At 70.8% G+C, this 20,149-nt stretch carries 19 protein-coding genes; 14 read left to right on the top strand and 5 right to left on the bottom strand.

Going from position 1 to position 20,149, the window contains the following annotated elements:
* Positions 1-39 precede the first annotated feature (39 nt).
* The 5 genes from OG496_RS40675 (at position 40) to OG496_RS40695 (ending at position 4,176) form a co-directional block, all read left to right on the top strand.
* Positions 40-783: an SDR family oxidoreductase gene (locus OG496_RS40675; protein WP_405974399.1), complete on the top strand. Its 744-nt coding sequence runs from the start codon at positions 40-42 to the stop codon at positions 781-783.
* Positions 784-788: 5 nt separating this feature from the next.
* Positions 789-2,012 carry an aspartate transaminase gene (locus OG496_RS40680; RefSeq protein WP_405974400.1) on the top strand — a complete coding sequence of 408 codons (1,224 nt, stop codon included), beginning with the start codon at positions 789-791 and terminating at the stop codon, positions 2,010-2,012.
* Between the two features lie 9 nt (positions 2,013-2,021).
* Positions 2,022-2,696 carry a 4-carboxy-4-hydroxy-2-oxoadipate aldolase/oxaloacetate decarboxylase gene (locus tag OG496_RS40685; RefSeq protein ID WP_405974401.1) on the top strand — a complete coding sequence of 225 codons (675 nt, stop codon included), beginning with the start codon at positions 2,022-2,024 and terminating at the stop codon, positions 2,694-2,696.
* A 107-nt stretch (positions 2,697-2,803) separates the two neighbouring features.
* The gene (locus OG496_RS40690) at positions 2,804-3,451 is read left to right on the top strand and encodes a hypothetical protein (protein WP_405974402.1); all 648 of its coding nucleotides are present in this window, start codon (positions 2,804-2,806) and stop codon (positions 3,449-3,451) included.
* A 125-nt stretch (positions 3,452-3,576) separates the two neighbouring features.
* Positions 3,577-4,176 carry a sigma-70 family RNA polymerase sigma factor gene (locus tag OG496_RS40695; protein ID WP_366493299.1) on the top strand — a complete coding sequence of 200 codons (600 nt, stop codon included), beginning with the start codon at positions 3,577-3,579 and terminating at the stop codon, positions 4,174-4,176.
* Positions 4,177-4,183: 7 nt separating this feature from the next.
* Here OG496_RS40695 and OG496_RS40700 read toward each other — a convergent pair whose 3' ends face one another.
* Positions 4,184-4,675 (bottom strand): MarR family winged helix-turn-helix transcriptional regulator, encoded by a 492-nt coding sequence (locus OG496_RS40700; RefSeq protein WP_405974403.1) that lies wholly within the window; start codon positions 4,673-4,675, stop codon positions 4,184-4,186.
* Between the two features lie 121 nt (positions 4,676-4,796).
* Here OG496_RS40700 and OG496_RS40705 point away from each other — a divergent pair, with 121 nt between their 5' ends.
* Positions 4,797-5,312, top strand: coding sequence for a YceI family protein (locus OG496_RS40705; protein WP_366493297.1), 516 nt, complete (start codon positions 4,797-4,799; stop codon positions 5,310-5,312).
* Between the two features lie 20 nt (positions 5,313-5,332).
* Here the strand turns inward: OG496_RS40705 and OG496_RS40710 are convergent, their stop codons facing one another.
* Together OG496_RS40710 and OG496_RS40715 are read right to left on the bottom strand one after the other, a co-directional pair.
* Entirely contained in the window at positions 5,333-7,009 is a 1,677-nt protein-coding gene (locus OG496_RS40710; RefSeq protein ID WP_405974404.1) for a hypothetical protein, read from the bottom strand.
* A 198-nt stretch (positions 7,010-7,207) separates the two neighbouring features.
* Complete coding sequence (locus OG496_RS40715) at positions 7,208-11,245, bottom strand: molybdopterin-dependent oxidoreductase (RefSeq protein WP_405974405.1); 4,038 nt, start codon at positions 11,243-11,245, stop codon at positions 7,208-7,210.
* Between the two features lie 199 nt (positions 11,246-11,444).
* Between OG496_RS40715 and OG496_RS40720 the strand changes: the two genes are divergently transcribed.
* The 4 genes from OG496_RS40720 to OG496_RS40735 all read left to right on the top strand — a co-directional run bounded on the left by OG496_RS40720 (position 11,445) and on the right by OG496_RS40735 (position 14,272).
* Entirely contained in the window at positions 11,445-11,840 is a 396-nt protein-coding gene (locus OG496_RS40720; protein ID WP_365304033.1) for a cell division protein SepF, read from the top strand.
* Between the two features lie 98 nt (positions 11,841-11,938).
* Positions 11,939-13,267, top strand: coding sequence for an AAA family ATPase (locus OG496_RS40725; protein ID WP_405974406.1), 1,329 nt, complete (start codon positions 11,939-11,941; stop codon positions 13,265-13,267).
* Positions 13,264-13,590, top strand: a complete 327-nt coding sequence (locus OG496_RS40730) for a nucleotide pyrophosphohydrolase (protein WP_405974407.1) — start codon at positions 13,264-13,266, stop codon at positions 13,588-13,590. The genes OG496_RS40725 and OG496_RS40730 overlap by 4 nt, the downstream gene beginning before the upstream one ends.
* A 211-nt stretch (positions 13,591-13,801) precedes the next feature.
* Positions 13,802-14,272 carry a DUF6099 family protein gene (locus tag OG496_RS40735; RefSeq protein ID WP_366493289.1) on the top strand — a complete coding sequence of 157 codons (471 nt, stop codon included), beginning with the start codon at positions 13,802-13,804 and terminating at the stop codon, positions 14,270-14,272.
* A gap of 198 nt (positions 14,273-14,470) precedes the next feature.
* Here OG496_RS40735 and OG496_RS40740 read toward each other — a convergent pair whose 3' ends face one another.
* A complete protein-coding gene (locus OG496_RS40740) occupies positions 14,471-14,647 on the bottom strand; it encodes a hypothetical protein (RefSeq protein WP_366493288.1) in 177 nt (58 codons plus the stop codon).
* A gap of 248 nt (positions 14,648-14,895) precedes the next feature.
* On the opposite strand from OG496_RS40740, the gene OG496_RS40745 reads away from it, so the two are divergent.
* On the top strand, positions 14,896-15,819 hold the full coding sequence (locus OG496_RS40745) for an LLM class F420-dependent oxidoreductase (protein WP_405974408.1): 924 nt from the start codon (positions 14,896-14,898) through the stop codon (positions 15,817-15,819).
* Between the two features lie 65 nt (positions 15,820-15,884).
* Here OG496_RS40745 and OG496_RS40750 read toward each other — a convergent pair whose 3' ends face one another.
* A complete protein-coding gene (locus OG496_RS40750) occupies positions 15,885-17,369 on the bottom strand; it encodes an MFS transporter (RefSeq protein WP_405974409.1) in 1,485 nt (494 codons plus the stop codon).
* A gap of 174 nt (positions 17,370-17,543) precedes the next feature.
* Here OG496_RS40750 and OG496_RS40755 point away from each other — a divergent pair, with 174 nt between their 5' ends.
* The 3 genes from OG496_RS40755 (at position 17,544) to OG496_RS40765 (ending at position 20,148) form a co-directional block, all read left to right on the top strand.
* Positions 17,544-18,209: a TetR/AcrR family transcriptional regulator gene (locus tag OG496_RS40755; RefSeq protein ID WP_405974410.1), complete on the top strand. Its 666-nt coding sequence runs from the start codon at positions 17,544-17,546 to the stop codon at positions 18,207-18,209.
* Positions 18,210-18,372: 163 nt separating this feature from the next.
* Positions 18,373-19,044: an ABC transporter ATP-binding protein gene (locus OG496_RS40760; RefSeq protein WP_366493441.1), complete on the top strand. Its 672-nt coding sequence runs from the start codon at positions 18,373-18,375 to the stop codon at positions 19,042-19,044.
* 135 nt (positions 19,045-19,179) lie between these two features.
* Positions 19,180-20,148 carry an ABC transporter ATP-binding protein gene (locus OG496_RS40765; RefSeq protein ID WP_405976810.1) on the top strand — a complete coding sequence of 323 codons (969 nt, stop codon included), beginning with the start codon at positions 19,180-19,182 and terminating at the stop codon, positions 20,146-20,148.
* The last annotated feature ends 1 nt before the right edge of the window (position 20,149 follow it).

A 20,149-nucleotide genomic window follows, 5' to 3' on the forward strand; every position in this document is an offset into this window, starting at 1 on the left:
CCGCACACCCCCCACCCCGCACAGCAAGGAGCCCTCAGCATGCCCATCTCCGACTACAGGACGGCCCTCGTCACCGGAGCGTCGACCGGCATCGGAGCCGTGGTCGTCGAACGGCTCGCCAAGCGCGGCCTCGAAGTACACGCCGTGGCCCGCAACGCCGACCGGCTCAACACCCTTGCCGACGAGACCGGTTGCATCCCGCACGCCGTCGACATCACCGACACCGAGGCGCTCACCGCCGTCCTCGACGGCCTGGAGATCGACGTCCTCGTCAACAACGCGGGCGTCTCCCGCACCGGCAACATCCTCACCGCCGACGAGTTCGCGATCGACGAGCAGATCGCCGTCAACATCCAGGCCGTCCTGCACCTGGTCCGCCTGCTCATGCCCGGCATGGTCGAGCGCGACCTCGGCCACATCGTCAACATCAGCTCCATCGCCGGTGTCTACAACTTCGGCGGCAACACGATCTACCACGCCACCAAGGCCGCCGTGCACACCCTCTCCCGCCAGCTCCGCGTCGACGGCTACGGCCGCCGCGTCCGCGTCAGCGAGATCTGCCCCGGCCGCGTGGAGACGGAGATCTTCGGCCGCCTGCTGGGCGACATGGAGGCCGCCCAGCGCGAGTTCTACGACGGCTACGAGTCCCTGAAGCCCGAGGACATCGTCGACGCCATCGAGTTCGCCGTCGACTCGCCCCGGCACGTCAACATCGGCCACATCGAGATCCTGCCCACCTTCCAGGTGCCCGGCGGCCTCAACTTCGAGCGCAGGGAGGGCTGATCACCGTGAAGACGGCAGAGCGACTCCGCCGCATCAAGCCCTCACCGAGCACCGCGGCGGCCCAGCGCGTACGCGAGCTGAAGAGCCAGGGCATCACCATCCTCGACCTGACCGTGGGCGAGCCCGACTTCGACACCCCGGACCACGTCAAGGCCGCCGCGATCAAGGCGATCGAGGCGGGCGAGACCAAGTACACGCCGGTGAACGGCACTTCGGCCCTGCGCGCCGCGATCACCGGCAAACTCCGCGAGCGTCACGGCCTGGAGTTCACCGACGCGCGGATCACCGTCGGCGGCGGCGCGAAGCAGGTCATCTTCCTTGCCCTGATGGCGACTTTGGACGAGGGCGACGAGGTCGTCGTCCCCGCCCCGTACTGGGTGTCGTACCCGGACATGGTCCGCGCCAACGACGGCACCCCGGTCATCGTCGACTGCCCCGAGGCGGAAGGCTTCAAGCTCACGCCAGAGCGGCTCACGGCGGCGATCACCGAGAACACCCGCTGGGTCGTCCTCAACACCCCGGGAAACCCGACCGGATCGGCCTACACCACCGCCGAACTCCGTGCCCTGGCCGAGGTGTTGCTGGCGAACCCGCACGTCGGCGTTCTCACCGACGAGATCTACGACGAGATCTGGTACGGCGACGAGAGCGCCGCGTCCCTCGCGGCCGTCGAACCCCGCCTGGCCGACCGGGTGTTCCTCACCAACGGTGTCTCCAAGACGTATGCGATGACGGGTTGGCGTATCGGCTACGGAGTCGGTCCGGCGGACCTGGTCACCGCGATCAACACCCTTCAGTCCCAGACCTCTTCGTGCCCCTCCTCCGTGAGCCAGGCCGCCGCTGCCGCCGCGCTCACCGGACCGCAGGACTTCGTCCAGGACACCGTGCGTGTCTACCGCGCCCGCCGCGACGAGACCGTGAAGCTCGTCAACGACGTCCCGCAGCTGAGCTGCACGGCCCCGGACGGCGGTTTCTACCTCCTCGTCAACTGCCGGGCAGTCATAGGCCAGTTCACCCCCGCCGGTACCCCGATCGAGAACGACGAGGACTTCGCCCGTCACCTCCTCGACAGCCGGCAGGTGGCGGTGATCCACGGAGCCGCGTACGGCGCCCCCGGCTACTTCCGTATCTCGTTCGCCACGTCGACGGACGTCCTCACCGAGGCCTGCGAGCGCATCGCGGCGGCGTGCGCCGAACTGACCTCCGCACCCACCGTCCGATCCCTCTGAAAGGTCATCATGATCCGCGTCAGCACCAAGTTCGACCGGCCGGAGCCCTCCGTCGTCAAGCAGCTGAGTGCCTTCTCCTCGGCCACCGTCCACGAGGCGCAGGGCCGTCTCGGGGCGCTGGACTCGGCCATCAAGCCGGTCGACCACACGATGTCCCTGTGCGGCCCGGCGTTCACCGTCCAGTGCGCCCCGCGCGACAACCTCATGCTCCAGACCGCCATCGCCTACGCGCAGCCCGGTGACGTCGTGGTCGTCTCCGCCGGCAACTACGAGGAGGCGGGCTCCTTCGGCGACGTCCTCGCCAACGCCTGCCAGTCCAAGGGCCTCGCCGGTCTGATCACCGACACGGGCGTCCGCGACACCGAGGACCTGCGCGCCCTGGGCTTCCCGGTCTTCTCCCGCAGCGTCTCCATCAAGGGCACGGTCAAGGAGACCGTCGGCCCGATGTGCGAGCCGGTCAACGTCGGCGGCATGCTCGTCCGCCCCGGCGACATCATGCGCGCCGACGCCGACGGCGTGGTCGTCGTCCGCCGCGAGGACGCGGCCGAGGCCGCCACCCTCGCGCAGGAACGGGTCGACGCCGAGGCCGGGTTCATCGCCGCGTACCGCGCGGGCAGGACGGTCGTCGAGATGTGCAACCTCGCGCCGGTCCTCGCGGCCAAGGGCCTCGTGATCGAGGAGTAGGACCAGCCCGCCGCGACCACCACCACTGAGCACCACCACTGAGCACCGAGCAGGGAAATACCGTACCCACGGCTGAGACCAAGGTTCGGATGCCAGGATGAGGCGCCATGACGGCAGGGTGGTGTGCGCGCACAGTGAGGGCCGCGATGTTCGCGGCCGTCTGCGTGCTGCTCGCGGCCCTGGCCCACGTCCTGATGTCCGGCCACCATGTACCGGCCTGGACACTGGCCACCGGACTGGCCGCGACCGGTGCGGCCGGCTGGTCCCTGGCGGGCCGTGAACGCGGCCTCCCGCTGATCGTGACCCTCGTGGTCGCCGCCCAGGTCGCCCTCCACTCGGCGTTCACCCTGGCGGAGCCCGCGACAGGGGCGATGGCGGGGGAGTCGGCAGCCATGAACATGGGGTCGGCCGACATGGGCTCCATGCACATGAGCGCCACCGACACCATGGACATGGGCCATATGTCGGCCACCACCACCGGCACCTCCTCACCCGGCATGCTCGCGGCCCACCTCCTCGCCGCCCTGCTCTGCGGCCTGTGGCTGGCACACGGCGAGCGCGCCGCGTTCCGCGTCCTGCGGGCCGTGGCCGGACGACTGGTGGCTCCGCTACGACTGCTGCTCGCGCTCCCCGTTCCACCGCATCGCCCGCGTCTCCGTCCGCGTCGCCCCCGTTCCGAGCGGGCGCCGCACCTTCTCCTTCTCGTCCACGCGATCACCTCTCGGGGTCCGCCCCTGGGGACCGCTGTCGCCTGACGACAGCCGGCACGCCGGGGTCGCGCCTACGCGCCTCGGGCCTGGGCCGTACCCCCGCGCCACGCCTCTGCCCGGCGCCGCGGGACGGCCGATCCCCTTTCACGGATGACCGAGAAGGACCTCAGGTGATCACTCCTACCCTGCCCGCATCGCCCGACGTGACGGAGTCGAGCGACGAGTCGCTGACCAACTGGGCGCTGGCCGCCCGACACGGCGACTCCGTCGCCGTCGACCACCTCGTGCGCGCCCTGCACCGTGACGTCCTGCGCTATGTCTCCCACCTCTGCGCCGACCCGCAGGCGGTCGACGACCTCGCGCAGGACACGTTCCTGCGGGCGCTCGGCAGCCTGCACCGCTTCGAGGGCCGCTCCTCGGCCCGTACCTGGCTGCTGTCCATCGCCCGCCGCGCGGTGATCGACAGTTACCGCCGTGCCGCCGTCCGCCCCCGCCTGTCCGACGTTCAGGACTGGCAACTCGCCGTGGAACTGGCCCAGCCCCGGGGCCTTCCGGGCTTCGAGGACGGCGTAGCGCTGCTTGATCTGTTGGCCCTGCTGCCGGACGAACGCCGCGAGGCATTTCTCCTCACCCAACTCCTGGGCCTGCCCTACGCAGAGGCGGCGGAACTGAGCAACTGCCCTGTGGGGACGGTCCGTTCGAGGGTGGCACGGGCCCGGGCGACCCTCGTGGACCTGCTGGCGGACGGGGGCGCCCCCAACTCCCTCTAGAGCGGCGTCAGGTGGCGGCGCGATCGGGGAACAGCGCGTTCAGCGCCTCCCGTTGCTCGCGCCCCACGAACTGGGTGAGCCCGCGCCTCACCGTCTCGGCGAGTGACTCGGAGGCCTCGCGCAGGAGGCGGGTCGCCTTGTCGGTGAGGGCGACTTCGATGCCGCGCTTGTCGCCGCAGACGGACTTGCGGGTGACCAGGCCCGCGTGCTGGAGACAGGCGATCTGATAGGTCAGGCGGGTCTTGGGCCGGCCCAGCAGCTCCGCGATCCGGGTCATCCGCAGCCCCTCCTTGGGCTGCTCGGCCAGCAGGCACAGCACCAGGAACTCGTCGTGCGAGACGTCGAGGTTCCCCTTCACGACCGAGCGCAGCTCCTGCTCCACCGCGCCCGTCGCCGCCAGCAGCAGCATCCAGGCGCGCAGCTCGGGCGGGAGCAGCCCGTCGCCCCGCAGGGACGGGCATTCGGGCTGGTCGGCGGGGCGCTCTACGGGGTCGGCCATGGGTTGAGTCTACCTGTTGTCCAATTTTGGAGGAGGTGGTTGTCCAGATTTGGATAATGGGCTAGCGTGAGGCTCGCAAAGCTCATTCAAATTTGGACTACTGGAACCAGCGGGAGAGATCATGACCGTCGCCGTCGAGACCGGGGTGTGGCAGCTCGACCAGGCCGCCTCCACCGTGGGCATCAGCCACAAGACGATGTGGGGCCTGGTCAATGTGAAGGGCACCTTCGGCACCTTCAACGGTCAGGGCGAGGTCCGGGGCGACGGCTCCGCGATCGGCACGCTGACCCTGGACGCCGCCTCCCTGGACACCAAGAACGCCAAGCGTGACAAGCATCTGCGGTCCGCCGACCTGTTCGACACCGAGAAGTTCCCGGAGATCACCTTCGCGGTGCGCAGCGCGGAACTGCGCGACGGTGACACCGTGCACGTCGTCGGTCAGCTGACCGTCCACGGCATCAGCCGCCCGCAGACCTTCACGGCCCGCCTCAAGGACACGACCGGCGAAGCGCTCACGCTGGACGCCGAATTCACCGTGGACCGCGACCAGTTCGGCCTGGGCTGGAACCAACTGGGCATGCTGCGCGGCCTGACCACCGTCACCACCACGCTGCGCTTCCTGCGGACCGCCGCCTGACCGACCGTCGAAACAGACGGTCAGTCCTTGGGTCGCAGCTGGATGTCCGAGCTGGACAGTGTCTGCGGGGTGGCGGTGAAGGCACGCACCCGGATGCGGACCTTCTTGTGCGGCAGGGTGAACGTCCCGTCGGGCGGCCGGAGTTCGATGGTCTCCGTGCTGTGCGCGGGCAGCGTCGCCGGGCCGCCCACCTGGGACCAGTACTTGCTCATGCCCTGGCCCGTGGTGAGCGTGTAGTGGGGCGTGAGCGCGTCGCCGGACGCGTTGGTCACCTTGAGGGTCAGCCGGGTCACGACGGTGGGCAACGCGCGCCGCACACCGGTGAGTCGCATGTCCATCGGCGGTGCCCCCGTCGCCGCCACGGCGGCGCTCGCCAGCGCGGGCGTGACCAGCAGCACGGCCGCCGCGACCCGGGCCTGACGGCGGTGCGGGCCGGACAGCAGCCGGGGGCGCGGCTGCCACGCGGCACGGAACTCGGCGATCGGTGCGGTCACCGCCGAGGCCAGCCACAGCGGCGTCATCAGCAGGTAGTAGCCGTCCTGCGAACGGGTCGCCAGATAGAAGGCACACCACGGCAGCACGGTCGCCGCCGGTCCCAACCGCCGTACGAACAGCACGAATACGGCGAGCAGGCCCGCCGCCAGCAGCATGCTCGCGTGGGAGTACCAGTCGAGGCGGTCGCTGCCGTTCGTGAAGTACAGCGAGATGTCCACCAGGCCCTGGCCGTGCACCACCGCGCCCTGTGTCAGCGGCAGCGCGATGCCCCGTAGCCAGGTGCCCGGCTCGTGCACGATGAAGTACGTGTTGATCAGCAGCCATACGGTGACGGCGACCCCGACGATCCGCAGCAGCACCAACGCGGCCTGCCGGGCGCCGAGTTCACCGCGCCGCACCGCGTAGATCCCGGCGAGCAGGAACGGCGTGAGGAACCAGGGGAGTTGCTGCGCCGCGCAGGCCGCACCCAGGCACGCGGCCTGGGCGATCCCGGCCGGGCCGAGCCGGCCGCCCCTGCCGATCCGGGGCCAGCGGATCACCACCGGCACCAGCAACGCCAGCGCGAGCACGGCGGGATAGCCCTGACGGCCGTAGGTCGGAAGAAGGCCCAGGCCCAGGCACGCCATGGTGGCCGCCGACCGCCACTGCGTGGGCAGCAGGCGCCACATGAGGACCGCGGCCGCGATGAGCGCGCCGGTCGCGACGGCCGTCGCGGGGGCGCCACCGTGTCCGATCCACAGCAGGGGCGCGGTGAGCAGTGTCTCCAGCGGGGGATAGCCGTAGGTGTAGTCGTAGCCGCCGGTCACCGTCGGGGTGAGGGCGACGCCCTGGCTGGGGTGGAAGAGCCAGGGCCAGGGCTGGCCGTAGACCGGGTGTCCGGCGACCAGTTCCTTGGCGGCCTGGGTGGTGAGGACCGCCTCGTCGCCGCCGGTGTGGAACACGGACCACGCGGACAGCGCCAGCAGGACCGCGGTCACCAGGACGACGAGATCGATCCGGGCCAGCGACCGCGCCTGGCGGACCACCAGGGTCAGCACCCCGCACACCAGGATCGAGGCATAGCAGAGGCAGACGACCGCCGCCACGACGAGCCGGTGGCTGGCGGCCTCCGTCCACACCGGGCGGACGCCGATGAACAGACTGATGTCGGCGAGCAGGGTGAGGATGCGGTGCCACTGCGCGGGAGGTTCCGGGGCGGACACCGCCGACTGTGTCCGCCGACCGGGTGTCACCTGTTGTGTTTCTGCCAAGTGCACGACACAGGACGCTAATCGGGCCCGGTGAGCCGGGTGTCCGGAGTCGTGAAGATTCGGGTGTGAGACCGGTAAGAAGGCCTCGTCATGGCCTAAATGGGACAAACTCGAACGGCTTTGTTCAAGTGACCGTGGCCATCGGTTCATTCAGTAAACATCGCGCACATACCGCTTCGCCGCCGCCAGTTGCTTCACATACGCGGCCGCCTCGGCCTCGTCCATCCCGCCGTGCGCGACCGCGATGTCCCGCAACGCGCGATCCACGTCCTTCGCCATCCGCGAGGCGTCCCCGCACACATAGAAGTGGGCACCCTCCCGCAGCCAGTGCCACAACTCGGGCCCGTGCTCCCGCATCCGGTCCTGCACGTACACCTTGGCGCGCTGGTCCCGGGAGAACGCCGTGTCGAGCCGGGCGAGGGTGCCCTCGTCCAGCAACTCCGTCAGCTCCTCCTCGTAGTAGAAGTCCGTCGCACGGTGCTGCTCCCCGAAGAACAGCCAGTTCGGCGCGGGGTGCCCGAGCGCGCGCCGCTCCTGAAGGAAGCCGACGAACGGCGCGACACCGGTGCCGGGTCCGATCATCACCATCGGGGTCGCGGGATCGGCGGGCGGCCGGAAGTGCGGCGAGCGTTGCACGAACACCGGGACCTCGGTCCCCGCCTCGGCATCCGCCAGGAACGGTGAACAAACTCCGCCGCGCGGACGGCCGTCGAGATTCTCGTACCGCACCACCGACACCGTCAGCGAGACGCTGTGCGGGTCGACGAGCGGGCTGGAGGAGATCGAATACAGCCGCGGCTGAAGGCTCTTGAGGACTCCGGCCCACTCCTCGGCCCCCGCCTTCACCGGATACTCGGCGAGCACGTCCACCGCCTGCCGCCCCCAACTCCACTGCGCGAGCCGGTCCTTGTTGTCCGGCCTGAGCAGCCTGCGCAACTCCCGGTCGTCCCGGGCCCGTTCGGCCACGAACCGGAGCAGGTCCGGGGTGATACGGGTGATGTCCAACTGCCGGAGGAGCGCCTCGGCGAAGGGGAGCTCTCCAACGCCTTCCAGTTCTACGACCGTTGCGGCGTCGGTCCCGGTGGCGGTGAGCCATTCGTCCACCAGGGAGAGGGAGTTGACCGGCCGGACGCCGAGCGCGTCACCCGTCTCGTACGTGAGGTCGGTGCCGCTGGTGTCGAAGGTGAACCGGCGGACCTCCTTGCCCGCGCCGGGGCGGCTGAGCAGGCGGTTGCCCACCAGACGGGCGGCGGTGGGGGTGGGCTTGGCGGGCCGGGGCGGCGACTTGGAGGCCGCTGTCTCGGTGGACCTCTCGGTGCCGAGCGCCGTGAGCACCTGCCCCAGCCACGCGTCCGCCGACGGCTCGAAGTCCGGCTCGCAGTCCGTACGCGGGGCCAGTCGCACCCCGCCCAACTCGTCGAGCCGGGCGTCCAGTCGGCGCCCGTGCCCGCAGAAGTCGCCGTACGACGAGTCGCCCAGGGCGAGTACCGCGAACCGCACTCCGTCCAGGCGCGGCGCCTGTTCACCGGCGAGCGTGTCCCAGAAGCCGGAGCCGTTGTCGGGGGCGTCGCCGTCGCCGAACGTGCTGGTGATGAAGAGGAGATCGGCGTCGGCCGGGAGCGTGCCGACGTCGGCCTGGTCCATGCCGAGCAGGGTCGCCCGGTGCCCGGCCGAGCCCAGCCGTTCGGCGGTGGCCGCCGCCACCTCCTCGGCGTTGCCCGTCTGCGAGGCCCACAGGACGACGATCTGCCGCCCGGGCTGCGGTAGTTGCGCTGGAGTGGCAGTGGACCTCGAATACATCCCGGCGAGAACACCGTTGACCCACAAGGCGTGCTCGGCGCTGAAGGGCGCGTCCGGCGGAAGCGTCGGGACACCCGGGGCACCGGACTCGATGCCCGCGAGGAAGCCGGTCAGGTAGAGGCGTTCCTGAGCGGTGAGGACGGGCGGCGGGGTGGGATCGAGGCCGAAGGGATTCGCGCCCGGGGTGACGGAGGTCGGGACAACTGCCTTTTGCCAAACCTCTGTTGGAGCCGGTGCTGGTGCGGGCGCCGATGCCACCCTCGTCAACGACACCGCACACACCTTGAACTCCGGCTGGAACGACACCGGATCCACCGCATCGTTCGTCACCGCGTTGACGCTCAGATACTCGCCGAAGAGGTCGTTCCAGTGGAACGGCGCGAAACAGCCCCCCGGCCGTACCCGGTCGGTCACCACGGCCGGCAGTACGGCCCGTCCCCGCCGCGAAGCGACCTCCACCGAGTCGCCCTCCGTGATCCCCAACTCCCTTGCGTCCTGCGGATGCAGCTCCACGAAGGGCCCGGGGTTGAGCTTGTTGAGCTTGGCGACCTTGCCGGTCTTCGTCAGCGTGTGCCACTGGTGCTGCAACCGCCCGGTGTTCAGCACGAACGGGTAGTCGTCGTCGGGAAGTTCGGCGGCCGGCATGTGAGGGCGGGCGTGAAAGACGGCTCGCCCGCTCGCAGTCGGGAAGCGCAGGCCGCCCCCGCCCACGTACCGGATGGGGTTGCGGTCCGGTCCGTCCTCCTCCGCCGCAGGCCACTGCACCGGAGTGGACCGCAGCCGTTCGTACGTCACCCCGCGCAGATCCCAGCCGGTCACCGGGTTCCAGAACTGCCGTATCTCGTCGAAGACCTGCTCCGCGCTGTCGTAGGAGAAGCCCTTCTCGTAGCCCATCGCGCAGGCGACGGACGCGATGATGCGCCAGTCGGGCATCGCCTCGCCGGGTGGGGCGACGACGGGGCGGGCGAGTGTGAGGGTGCGTTCGCTGTTGACGAGGACGCCCTCGGACTCGGTCCACAGGGCGCCGGGGAGGACGACGTCGGCGTAGGCGTTGGTCTCGGTGTCGGTGAAGACGTCCTGGGTGACGACGAACTCGGCTGCTTCCAGGCCCTCGATGACGGTCCGTCGGTTGGCGACGGAGGCGACCGGGTTGGTGCAGATGATCCAGCAGGCCTTGATGTCGCCGTCGGCCATCTTCTGGAACATCTCGACGGTGCCCCGGCCGACACCGTCCGCGCGGATGGTGTCGGCCGGGAGACCCCACAGCTCCTCCACGAACTCCCGCTCCTGCGCGACGAGTACGGACCGCTGGCCCGGCAACCCCGGTCCCATGTAGCCCATTTCGCGGCCGCCCATCGCGTTCGGCTGGCCGGTGAGGGAGAACGGGCCGCTGCCGGGGCGGCAGATGGCGCCGGTCGCGAGATGCAGGTTGACGAGGGCGTTGGTGTTCCAGGTGCCGTGCGTGGACTGGTTGAGGCCCATCGTCCAGCAGCTCATCCACTCGCCCGCCTCGCCGATCAGCCGGGCCGCCGTACGGATGTCGTCCTCGGCGAGACCGGTGAGGGCCGCGACGGTGTCCGGCGCGTAGTCGGCGAGGAACTCCGGCAGCGCCTCCCAGCCCTCGGTGTGCGCGGCGATGAACTCCGGGTCGGTGTGCCCGTTCTCGTGCAGGAGCCTCAACAGGCCGTTGAGCAGGGCGAGATCGGTGCCCGGCGCGATCTGCAGGAAGAGGTCCGCCTTCGCCGCCGTGGCCGTCCGGCGCGGGTCGACGACGATCAACTTGGCGCCCGCCTTGACCCGTTCCATCATCCGCAGGAAGAGAATCGGATGGCAGTCGGCCATGTTGGAGCCGATGACCAGGAACACGTCCGCCCGCTCGAAGTCCTCGTACGACCCCGGCGGCCCGTCCGCCCCCAGCGACGACTTGTAACCGGCACCCGCACTCGCCATGCACAGACGGGAGTTGGACTCGATCTGGTTCGTCCCGATGAACCCCTTGGCCAGCTTGTTCGCCAAGTACTGCGCCTCCAGGCTCATCTGCCCGGAGACGTAGAGGGCGAACGCGTCCGGCCCGTGCTCGTCGACGACCTTCCGCAGCCGCCGCGCGGTCTCGGCGATCGCGTCGGTCACGGGTGTCGGCACCGGCTCCTCGCCGCGCTCGTCCCGCACGAGCGCGCCGGTCAGCCGGCCCGGTGCGGCGAGCATCTCGGCCGTGGTCGCGCCCTTGGTGCAGAGCCGCCCGCCGTTCGCCGGGTGCGCCTTGTCGCCGGACGCCCTGAGGACCGTAGGCCCCCCGTCGGGGCCCGCGCCGACGTCGAGCAGCATGCCGCAGCCCACACCGCAGTACGAGCAGACCGTCCGTACCTGTCGCGTGGGGGGCTTCGTCATGCCGTAGACCGTACGAATTGCCCGTTACGCCGAGGTCACGCGGCCCGATCATGAGGGGTTACGCCCGGTGCACAACCGGCCGGGGGCCACTGTGAGATGCGGCCCGATCTTGTCGCGCAGTGTGTCGCAGTTGGGCCGAACGGGTGACAGTGCGCAACAATTGCCGGATGCAGACTGCCAGCGCGACCCAGGACGGAGCATGCCGGTGAACAGCCACGATGTCACCGACGAACAGTGGGAAGGGCTCGCCCAGGTAGTGCCGCTGCGGGGGCGCGACGCCTGGCCGTCCGCCGTGGGCCACCGTGCGATACCCGAGGCCGCGACCGAGCCGCGCCGCCGCTTCGTCGTCCTCCGCGTGAACGTGTTCGGGGACGCCCGCGAGGTCGCGGAGACCCTGATGGCGGGCATCCCGGTGCTGCTCGACCTCACCGGCGCGGAGACGGAAGTCGCCAAGCGGGTGCTGGACTTCAGCACGGGCGTCGTCTTCGGCCTGGCGAGCGGGATGACCCGCGTCGACCGGAACGTGTTCCTGCTCACACCGCCGGGGACCGAGGTGCAGGGGCTGATGGAGGGGGCCGGGGTTCCGGGCGTATGAGTCGTCCCGGTGGCAAAGGCGGTGGGGTCGTCCCTCGATCGTAGGAAGGTCCCCGGGGCGGAACGGTTCGCCTGACGGCGGAGGCCTACGGTCCGGATATGACCGTGTCAGCACAGTCGCCCCAGTCGTCCGGCTCCTCCCGGTTCTCCAGGCCGCCCGCGTCCTCCCGGTCGTCCGAGTCCGTGCCGCCACAGGGGGGATCACCCGAAGCCGCCTCGCCCCGGGCCCGGCCCACGCCGGAGCCGTCGGCCGGCGTCGCCCCGCCGTCGTCGAGGACACCCGGGCCGACGGACCCCGGGCGCGTCGAGGCGCACCCCGACCGGCCGCACCTCACCGAGCTGCGGCTGTCGGCGTTCGCCACGCACCGGGGCGCCGGATTCCCGCTCGGGCCGCTCACCCTCTTCGCCGGGCCCAGCGGCTGCGGCAAGACAAGTGCGCTGCGGGCGTACGAGGCGCTCGCGCGGCTCGGCGGCGGGAGCGAGGTCGGGGACGTGTTCCCGGACCCGGTCGCCTGCGTCCCGGAGCGGGCCCGGCCCGACGCCCAGTGCCGCCGCGGGTTCAGGATCGGCTGTACGGCGGACGGGCCCGAGGGTCCGGTACGGCTCGACGTCGCCGTCCAGGCCGAGCCCGAACTGCGCATCGTGGGCGAGCGGTTGACGTCGGGCGGCCTGGTCCTCCTGGAGACCGCGCTGCGCGACCCGTCCCGCCGCTCGGTGCAGGCCGCCTGGCACACGGCGGGTTCGTCGCCGGTCACCCGCGCACCCCTGCCGGACGACCGGCTCGGCACGGCCCTGCTGCCGTTGCGCGTCGCCGGCAAGACCGACGGACAGCGCCAGGTCCTCGCCGCCGCCGAGCAGATGGTGGTCGCCCTGCGCTCCGTCTTCGCCTGCGATCCGGCACCCGAGCGGATGCGTGATGCCGTGCCGATCGGCGACGGGCGGCTGCTGCGGGACTGCGGCAACCTCGCCGACGTGCTGTGGCGCACCCGGTCCGAGTGCGGGCGACGGCACGGGCAGCTCGTCACAGCGGTGCGCACCGGCTGCGCCGGACCCGTGGTGGACCTCCTCGCGGAACCGCTGGGCGACGGCTTGCTCCGCGCGGTGCTCGACCGGGGCGACGGCTTACGCACCGGCTTCGAACGGCTCGGTGACGGTGAACTCCGGTACGCGGCACTCGCGTTGGTGCTCCTCACCGGCCCCGGCGTCCTGGAGGTCGACCCGCCCGGCGAGGTCCCGGCCGCGATGCAGACCCTCACCGTCCTCGCCGACGGCCTCGACCGGGGAGTGGACGTACGGCAACGGGCCGAACTGCTGCGGCTCGCGGCGCGGATGTGCGAGCGCGGGCACATCCGGCTGGTCGGCGCGGTGAGCGACGCCTCCTGGGCCGCCCAGATCGACGGCGTCACAGTGGTAGACCTGGACCCGTGACAGAACATCTCGACGTGGCGAAACTGCAGCGCAGACTGGCCGAGTTCGCGGCCGCGCGGAACTGGCAGCCCTACCACACCCCCAAGAACCTCGTCTCCGCGCTCAGTGTGGAGGCCTCCGAACTCGTCGAGATCTTCCAGTGGTTGACCCCCGAGGAATCGGCGCGGGTGATGGACGACCCGGAGAGCGCGCACCGGGTGCGGGACGAAGTCGCCGACGTCCTCGCGTACTTGCTCCAGCTGTGCGAGGTGCTCGGCGTCGATCCGCTCGCGGCGCTGGACGCGAAGATCGACCGGAACGAGGGCAGGTTCCCGGCGCCGTAGCCGACAACTCGTAGTCGTAGCCGACCGTTTGTTGGAGTCGGAGCGTCCATTTTCACTCTCCGGAGTCATTCATCTGCCCGCAACCGATTTGTTGTCCACAGATTTCCGCCTTCCTCTGGCTTTTCGTCTCAGGGGCTCTCACTCTGGGTAGTGGACAGGGGAGTTCGGGCGGACGTGCGAACAGCACGTCGGGATATGACAGGGGCAGCGCATGGACGCGATGCGGCTCATCGTGACGAGCAGGCGCGCCCTGGCCGGAAGCGGCGGCGTGCCGGAGACCCTGACGGAGGTGTGGCAGGCGCAGGCCCTCGCCCAGGCGATAGGCAGCCGCCTCGCGGTCTTCGGCCCGCCCGAACTGCGGGGCGAGGCACTGGGGTTGACCGAGTTGGCGGGCCGGGGCTGCGGAGTCCTCGACACCCCGGTACTCGCCGTCGAGGACTTACGCGCGGCCCAGCTCACGGAGTTGGGCGACGCGCGCCTCGCCCTGCTGTGCCTGGGCGGTCTGCTCGGCGAGGTCGGCATCGCCCTCGTCGGCATCGCCTGCGCGGCGGACGACGAGGGCACGTACTGGCAGTGCATGGAGGCGATCGACGCGGCGGACGAGTCCCGGGACCGGGTGCGGGAGATGCTCCGCAGACTGGCGGACCGGGAGCAGGTGATACCGGAGCGGGAGGCGGGGTGACCTGGCCGTTCGCCTCCGGCACGGGGAATGGCGACTAGGTCGCCGTGTTCGGGTGGTGGGGGAGCGCCGTAGTGGTTGCGGTTCGTGGGTCTGCGCGACTCCGTCGTGGCTGGTCGTGCCCCGCGGCGGAGCCGCATGTCGACACAGCCCCGCGCCCCTTTCGGGGCGCCTTACGCGGCCTGTGTCGAGGGGGACCGGTCAGCCGAGCTGGCCGCTCTCCTCGGCGGGTGCCGACCCCGTGCTGCTGGTCGACTGCAGATCCGCGTCCAGGGCTGACAGGTCCGCGTTCAGGGACGCCATCAGCTCCTCCATCTGCTGCAACAACCCCTTCGGTTGTGCAGGTCCACCCTGCTGCGGCACGGCTTCTTCGGACATGACGGCCTCCTCGGCCCGTGGCCTCCACGCTGAGGAGGAGGCCGATGCGGGTGACGCCCCGACGTCGTCCTGCCGGTGCGGGAATCCGGGCGGTCCGGCTCCGCCCGAGCCAACGATCATCAACGGGGCCGGTCACTGGCGCGGGCGCCCCCCGTGCGCACGGTTGACGCAATTTCACCCGACCGGGCACGAGATGGGCCGCAGGGACCGGTGGGGTTGACCGGGACCCGGGCGTGCAGGATGGAACCATGGATCTGCGTATCTTCACCGAGCCCCAGCAGGGGGCGACCTACGACACCTTGCTCGCCGTGGCCAAGGCCACCGAGGACCTGGGCTTCGACGCCTTCTTCCGCTCTGATCACTACCTGAGCATGGGCTCGGGGGACGGACTCCCCGGTCCCACCGACGCCTGGGTCACCCTGGCCGGACTCGCCCGCGAGACCAAGCGCATCCGCCTGGGCACCCTGATGACGGCCGGCACCTTCCGCCTCCCCGGCGTCCTCGCCATCCAGGTCGCACAGGTCGACCAGATGTCGGGCGGCCGGGTCGAACTCGGCCTGGGCGCGGGCTGGTTCGAGCAGGAGCACACGGCGTACGGCATCCCCTTCCCGAAGGAGAAGTTCGCGCGCCTTGAGGAGCAGCTGGCGATCGTCACCGGCCTGTGGGCGACCAAGCCAGGCGACACCTTCGACTTCCACGGCACGCACTACGACCTGACCGACTCGCCCGCGCTGCCCAAGCCGACGCAGGCCAAGATCCCCGTGCTGATCGGCGGCCACGGCGCGATCCGCACGCCGAAGCTGACCGCGCGGTTCGCCGACGAGTTCAACATGCCGTTCGCCTCGGTCGAGGACAGCGCCCAGCAGTTCGGCCGGGTCCGCGCCGCCGCCGAGGCGGCCGGCCGCAAGGCCGACGACCTCACCTACTCCAACGCCCTCGTCGTCTGCGTCGGCAAGGACGACCAGGAGGTCGCCCGCCGCGCCGCCGTGATCGGCCGCGAGGTCGACGAACTCAAGGAGAACGGCCTGGCGGGCACCCCGTCCGAGGTCGTCGACAAGATCGGCCGCTACGCCGAGATCGGCGCCGAGCGCATGTACCTCCAGGTCCTCGACCTCGCCGACCTGGACCACCTGGAGCTGATCTCGGCCCAGGTGCAGACGCAGCTGGCGTAGTCCCGTCGTAGGCCCGGTAGTTGTGCTGTGCGGGCGGGGTGCACCGGCCCCGCCCGTATCGGGCCCTAGCTCGAACTCGGCGCTCCCGCGCCGGCGGAGGCTGTCGCGGGTACCTCCGCGAGGGCGGGCGCCCGCCGACCCGGCAGGAACGCGGCCAGCACCAGGGCCGCCAGGGACGCCGCGGAACCGATGCCCATGATCACGCGGAAGCCGTTGTGGGAGGGGACGGTGAGGGAGCCGAAGCTCGTCGTCATGTGGGCCAGGACGACTCCGGCCACCGCGCTGGAGGCGGACGTACCGATGGACCGCATCAGGCTGTTGAGGCTGTTCGCGGCGGCCGTCTCGGACAGCGGCACGGCGCCCATGATGAGCGCGGGCATCGCGCCGTAGGCGAAACCGACGCCCGCGGAGATCACGCAGCACACCACCACGACCTGCCAGACCGCGGCCATCATGACGACCCCCAGCCCGTAACCGGCGGCCACGATGAGCGCGCCCAGCATCAGGGTGACCTTGGGTCCGGCCGTAGCCGAGATCCGGGCGGAGAGCGGTGCGGTCGCCATCATCACCAGGCCGGACGGGCCGAGCGCGAGCCCCGCCGCGAGCACGGTCTGGCCGAGGCCGTAGCCGGTGAGCGTGGGGAGTTGGAGCAGCTGCGGCACGGCCAGCGACATCGCGAACATGGCGAAGCCGAACACCACGGACGCGAGATTGGTGAGCAGGACCTGGCGGCGCGCGCTGGTACGCAGGTCGACCAGGGGCCGTACGGTACGCAGCTCCCACCAGCCCCACACCAGCAGCACCGCGACCGCCATGGCGAACAGGCCCGTTGTCGTGCCGCTGCCCCAACCCCAGTCCGCGCCCTTGGAGATGGCCAGCAGCAGACACACCAGACCGATGGACATCCCGACACCGCCGACCACGTCGAACCGGCCGCCGCTGCGCACCGCCGACTCCGGTACGAGCGTCACGACGAGCGCGGCCACGACGGCGCCGAGCACCGCGGCCGTCCAGAACAGCACGTGCCAGTCCGCCTTCTCGGCGATGAACGCGGCCGTCGGCAGCCCGAGCGCACCGCCCACACCGAGCGACGCACTCATCAACGCCGTTGCCGATCCCAGCCGTTCGGGCGGGAGTTCGTCCCGCATGATGCTGATGCCGAGCGGGATGACGGCCATCGAGACACCCTGGAAGGTCCGCCCGACGATCATCGGCACGAGCGTGTCGCTGAGCGCGCCGATCACGGACCCGACGATCAGCAGCACCAGGCTGAGCAGCAGCATCCGCCGCTTGCCGTACATGTCCCCGAGCCGCCCCACGACCGGGTTGGCGACGGCACCGGCGAGCAGGGTCGCGGTGATCGCCCAAGTGGCGTCGGACGGCGAGGAGTTCAGCAGCTTGGGGAGTTCGGGCACGATCGGGATGATCAGCGTCTGCATCAGCGAGACGGTGATCCCGCCGAGGGCCAGGACCCAGACGACAGCGCCGGAGCGGGACGAACCGACCCCCTCGACGGGAACGGGTGGGGAGGGGGAGCTGGACGCGGACATGGCGGAGCCTCCGGCTGATGCGTGCTGGTGCGTGCGACACGGGGCTGGACGAAACGAGTCTGGCATGTTTTTCGTATGGCATACACAAAATAGACGGAGACGGGATCTAGAACTGCCGGAGCGGTAGCCTTCCCCTGTCCGGGCACGGCTGTCGCGGACGGAGAGGCACAGCGGATGACGCAGGTGGCGACGGGTTCCGGCCGCCGGGGCAGGGGGCGCCCGCCCCGGCTGTCGCGGGAGCGGATCATCGAGGGCGCGGTCGAGGTACTGCTCGCCGAACCGGCCGTCTCCCTCACCATCAAGCGCGTGGCCGACGTCGCCGGCGCCGCCCCCATGGCCCTCTACCGCTACTTCCCGGACCGCGACGCCCTCCTCCAGGCCACCGCCGACCACGTCCTGGAAGCCATGGAACGCGCCCCCATCGCCGACGGCCCCTGGCCGGACCGCCTCCGCGCCTGGATGCGGGCGGGCCAGGCCAACCTCCGTCCCTACCCGCAGCTCATGCCGTACATGACGACCACCCGGCACCCCGCCTGGCTTCCCGGCCTGACCCGCCTGCGCGAGATCCTCACCCCGGCCGGCCTCTCCGCCGAGGACCTGGCCCTCGCCGTAACCCTCATCTCCTCGACGATGCTCGGCCACGCCGTCTACGAGGGCTACCGCAGACCGGACGAGGAGATGACGGCCCTGCTCGACGAACTCCCCGGCCCCGACCCGACGGCGGACGCCCTGCGCCCTCTCCTCGCCGGGCTTCCCGCCGCCCATGCGCGTCTCTACGACACGATCCTCGACCAGACGGTCACGACGGTGGAGCGGCTGGCGGGCGGGGCGTCGCTCTGAGACGGGTGGGGAGTCGTTCCGCCTTGCGGGAACGGGGACTTGGGCGGTCGGCGTACCGTACGGTGCGGTTGCAGGACCGGGACGGGGTGGGGGAGGGCGTGTGAGCGAGCAGTTCGGTGGGCGTGGCGCTGTCGCGGATGCCGGGGCGGCGGCGGGCGGCGCGATGGTGGTGGTCGAGGATCTGCGCCGCACCTATGGCAGTGGTGACACGGCTGTTCATGCCCTGCGCGGTGTCTCCTTCAGCGTGCCGCGCGGTGAACTCGTCGCTCTCCGGGGGCGTTCCGGGTCCGGGAAGACCACCGTGCTCAATCTCGTCGGCGGGCTCGACACTCCGGACGGTGGCCGGATCACCCTGGACGGTACGGACCTGGCCGGGCTCGGTGACGACGAGTTGCTGGCGTTGCGCCGGGACCGGATCGGTTTCGTCTTCCAGTCCTTCGGGCTCATCCCGATTCTGACCGCCGCCGAGAACGTCGGGGTGCCGTTGCGCCTGCGGAAGGTCGCGGCTCGTGAACGCGAGGCCCGCGTCGAGCTGTTGCTCTCCCTGGTCGGTCTCTCCGACCACGCGGACCAGCGTCCCGGTGAGCTGTCCGGCGGCCAGCAGCAGCGGGTCGCGATCGCCCGCGCGCTCGCCAACAACCCGGCCCTGATCATCGCCGACGAACCCACCGGCCAGCTCGACGCGGACACCGGGCTCACCGTGATGGACCTGCTGCGTGCCGTCGTCCGCAGCGAGTCGGTCACCGCGCTCGTCGCCACCCACGACACCCAACTCCTCGCGCTGGCCGACCGGGTGCTGGAACTCCGTGACGGGCGGATCGTCGAGGACAGCTGACGGGATCGTCGGTCTGCCGCACTACCCTGGCCGCAGTTCCGACACCGCCATTCCGACATCGTTATCCGCAGGCTCCATTTCATCTCCTCGGGGGACCGTGTGGCAGTTCACCAACAGCCCACCGGGGCACCGGACTTGGACGAGCTGCGGCGGCGGGCCGTCGCGGCCGCAGCTCCGCGGCGCGAGGAGGGGCTGGTCGTCTGCGAGAACCTGGTGCGGATCTACCAGACCGAGGGCGTCGAGGTGCAGGCCCTGCAGGGGCTCGATCTGGCCGTGGCCCAGGGCGAGATGATCGCGGTGATCGGGGCCTCCGGCTCCGGCAAGTCCACCCTGCTGGGCATACTCTCCGGCCAGGACGTGCCCACCGCGGGTGCGGCCGAGGTCGCCGGGCACGACCTGCTTTCGATGAAGCGCCGCGAGCGGCTCGACTACCGTCGGGGGACCGTGGGTTTCGTCTGGCAGCAGACCTCCCGGAACCTGCTGCCGTACCTCTCGGCGGCCGAGAACGTGATGCTTCCGATGACGTACACCGGGATCAAGCGGTCCCAACGCCGGGCGCGCGCCGAGGAGTTGCTCGACCTGCTGTCCGTCGGCCACTGCCGGGACCGTACGCCCGACACGCTCTCCGGCGGTGAGCAGCAGCGGGTCGCGGTCGCCGTGGCCAACGCCAACGAGCCCCGGGTGCTGTTCGCCGACGAACCCACCGGCGAACTCGACACCGCCACCAGCGACGAGGTCTTCGCCGCGCTGCGCCGGGCCAACGAGGAGTTGGGCGTCACCGTGATCGTGGTGACCCACGACGCGTTGGTGTCCGAGCAGGTCCAGCGGACGGTACGGATCCGCAACGGCCGTACGTCCACAGAGGTGTTGCGCCGGGTCGCCACCGATGAGGACGGCGTCGAGGTGCTCACCGCCGAGGAGTACGCGGTGCTGGACGCCAGCGGTCGGCTGCAACTGCCGAGCGAGTTCACCGAGCGGCTGCATCTGCGCAAGCGGGTGCGGCTGGCTCTGGAGACCGACCACATCGGTGTGTGGCCCGACGAGGCGGCGCGGCGGGCGAAGTCCGAGGCGGACGGCACTGACGGCACTGAGAGCGTGCAGTAAC

The organism is Streptomyces sp. NBC_00988 (assembly GCF_045162645.1).
Taxonomy (GTDB): Bacteria; Actinomycetota; Actinomycetes; order Streptomycetales; family Streptomycetaceae; genus Streptomyces.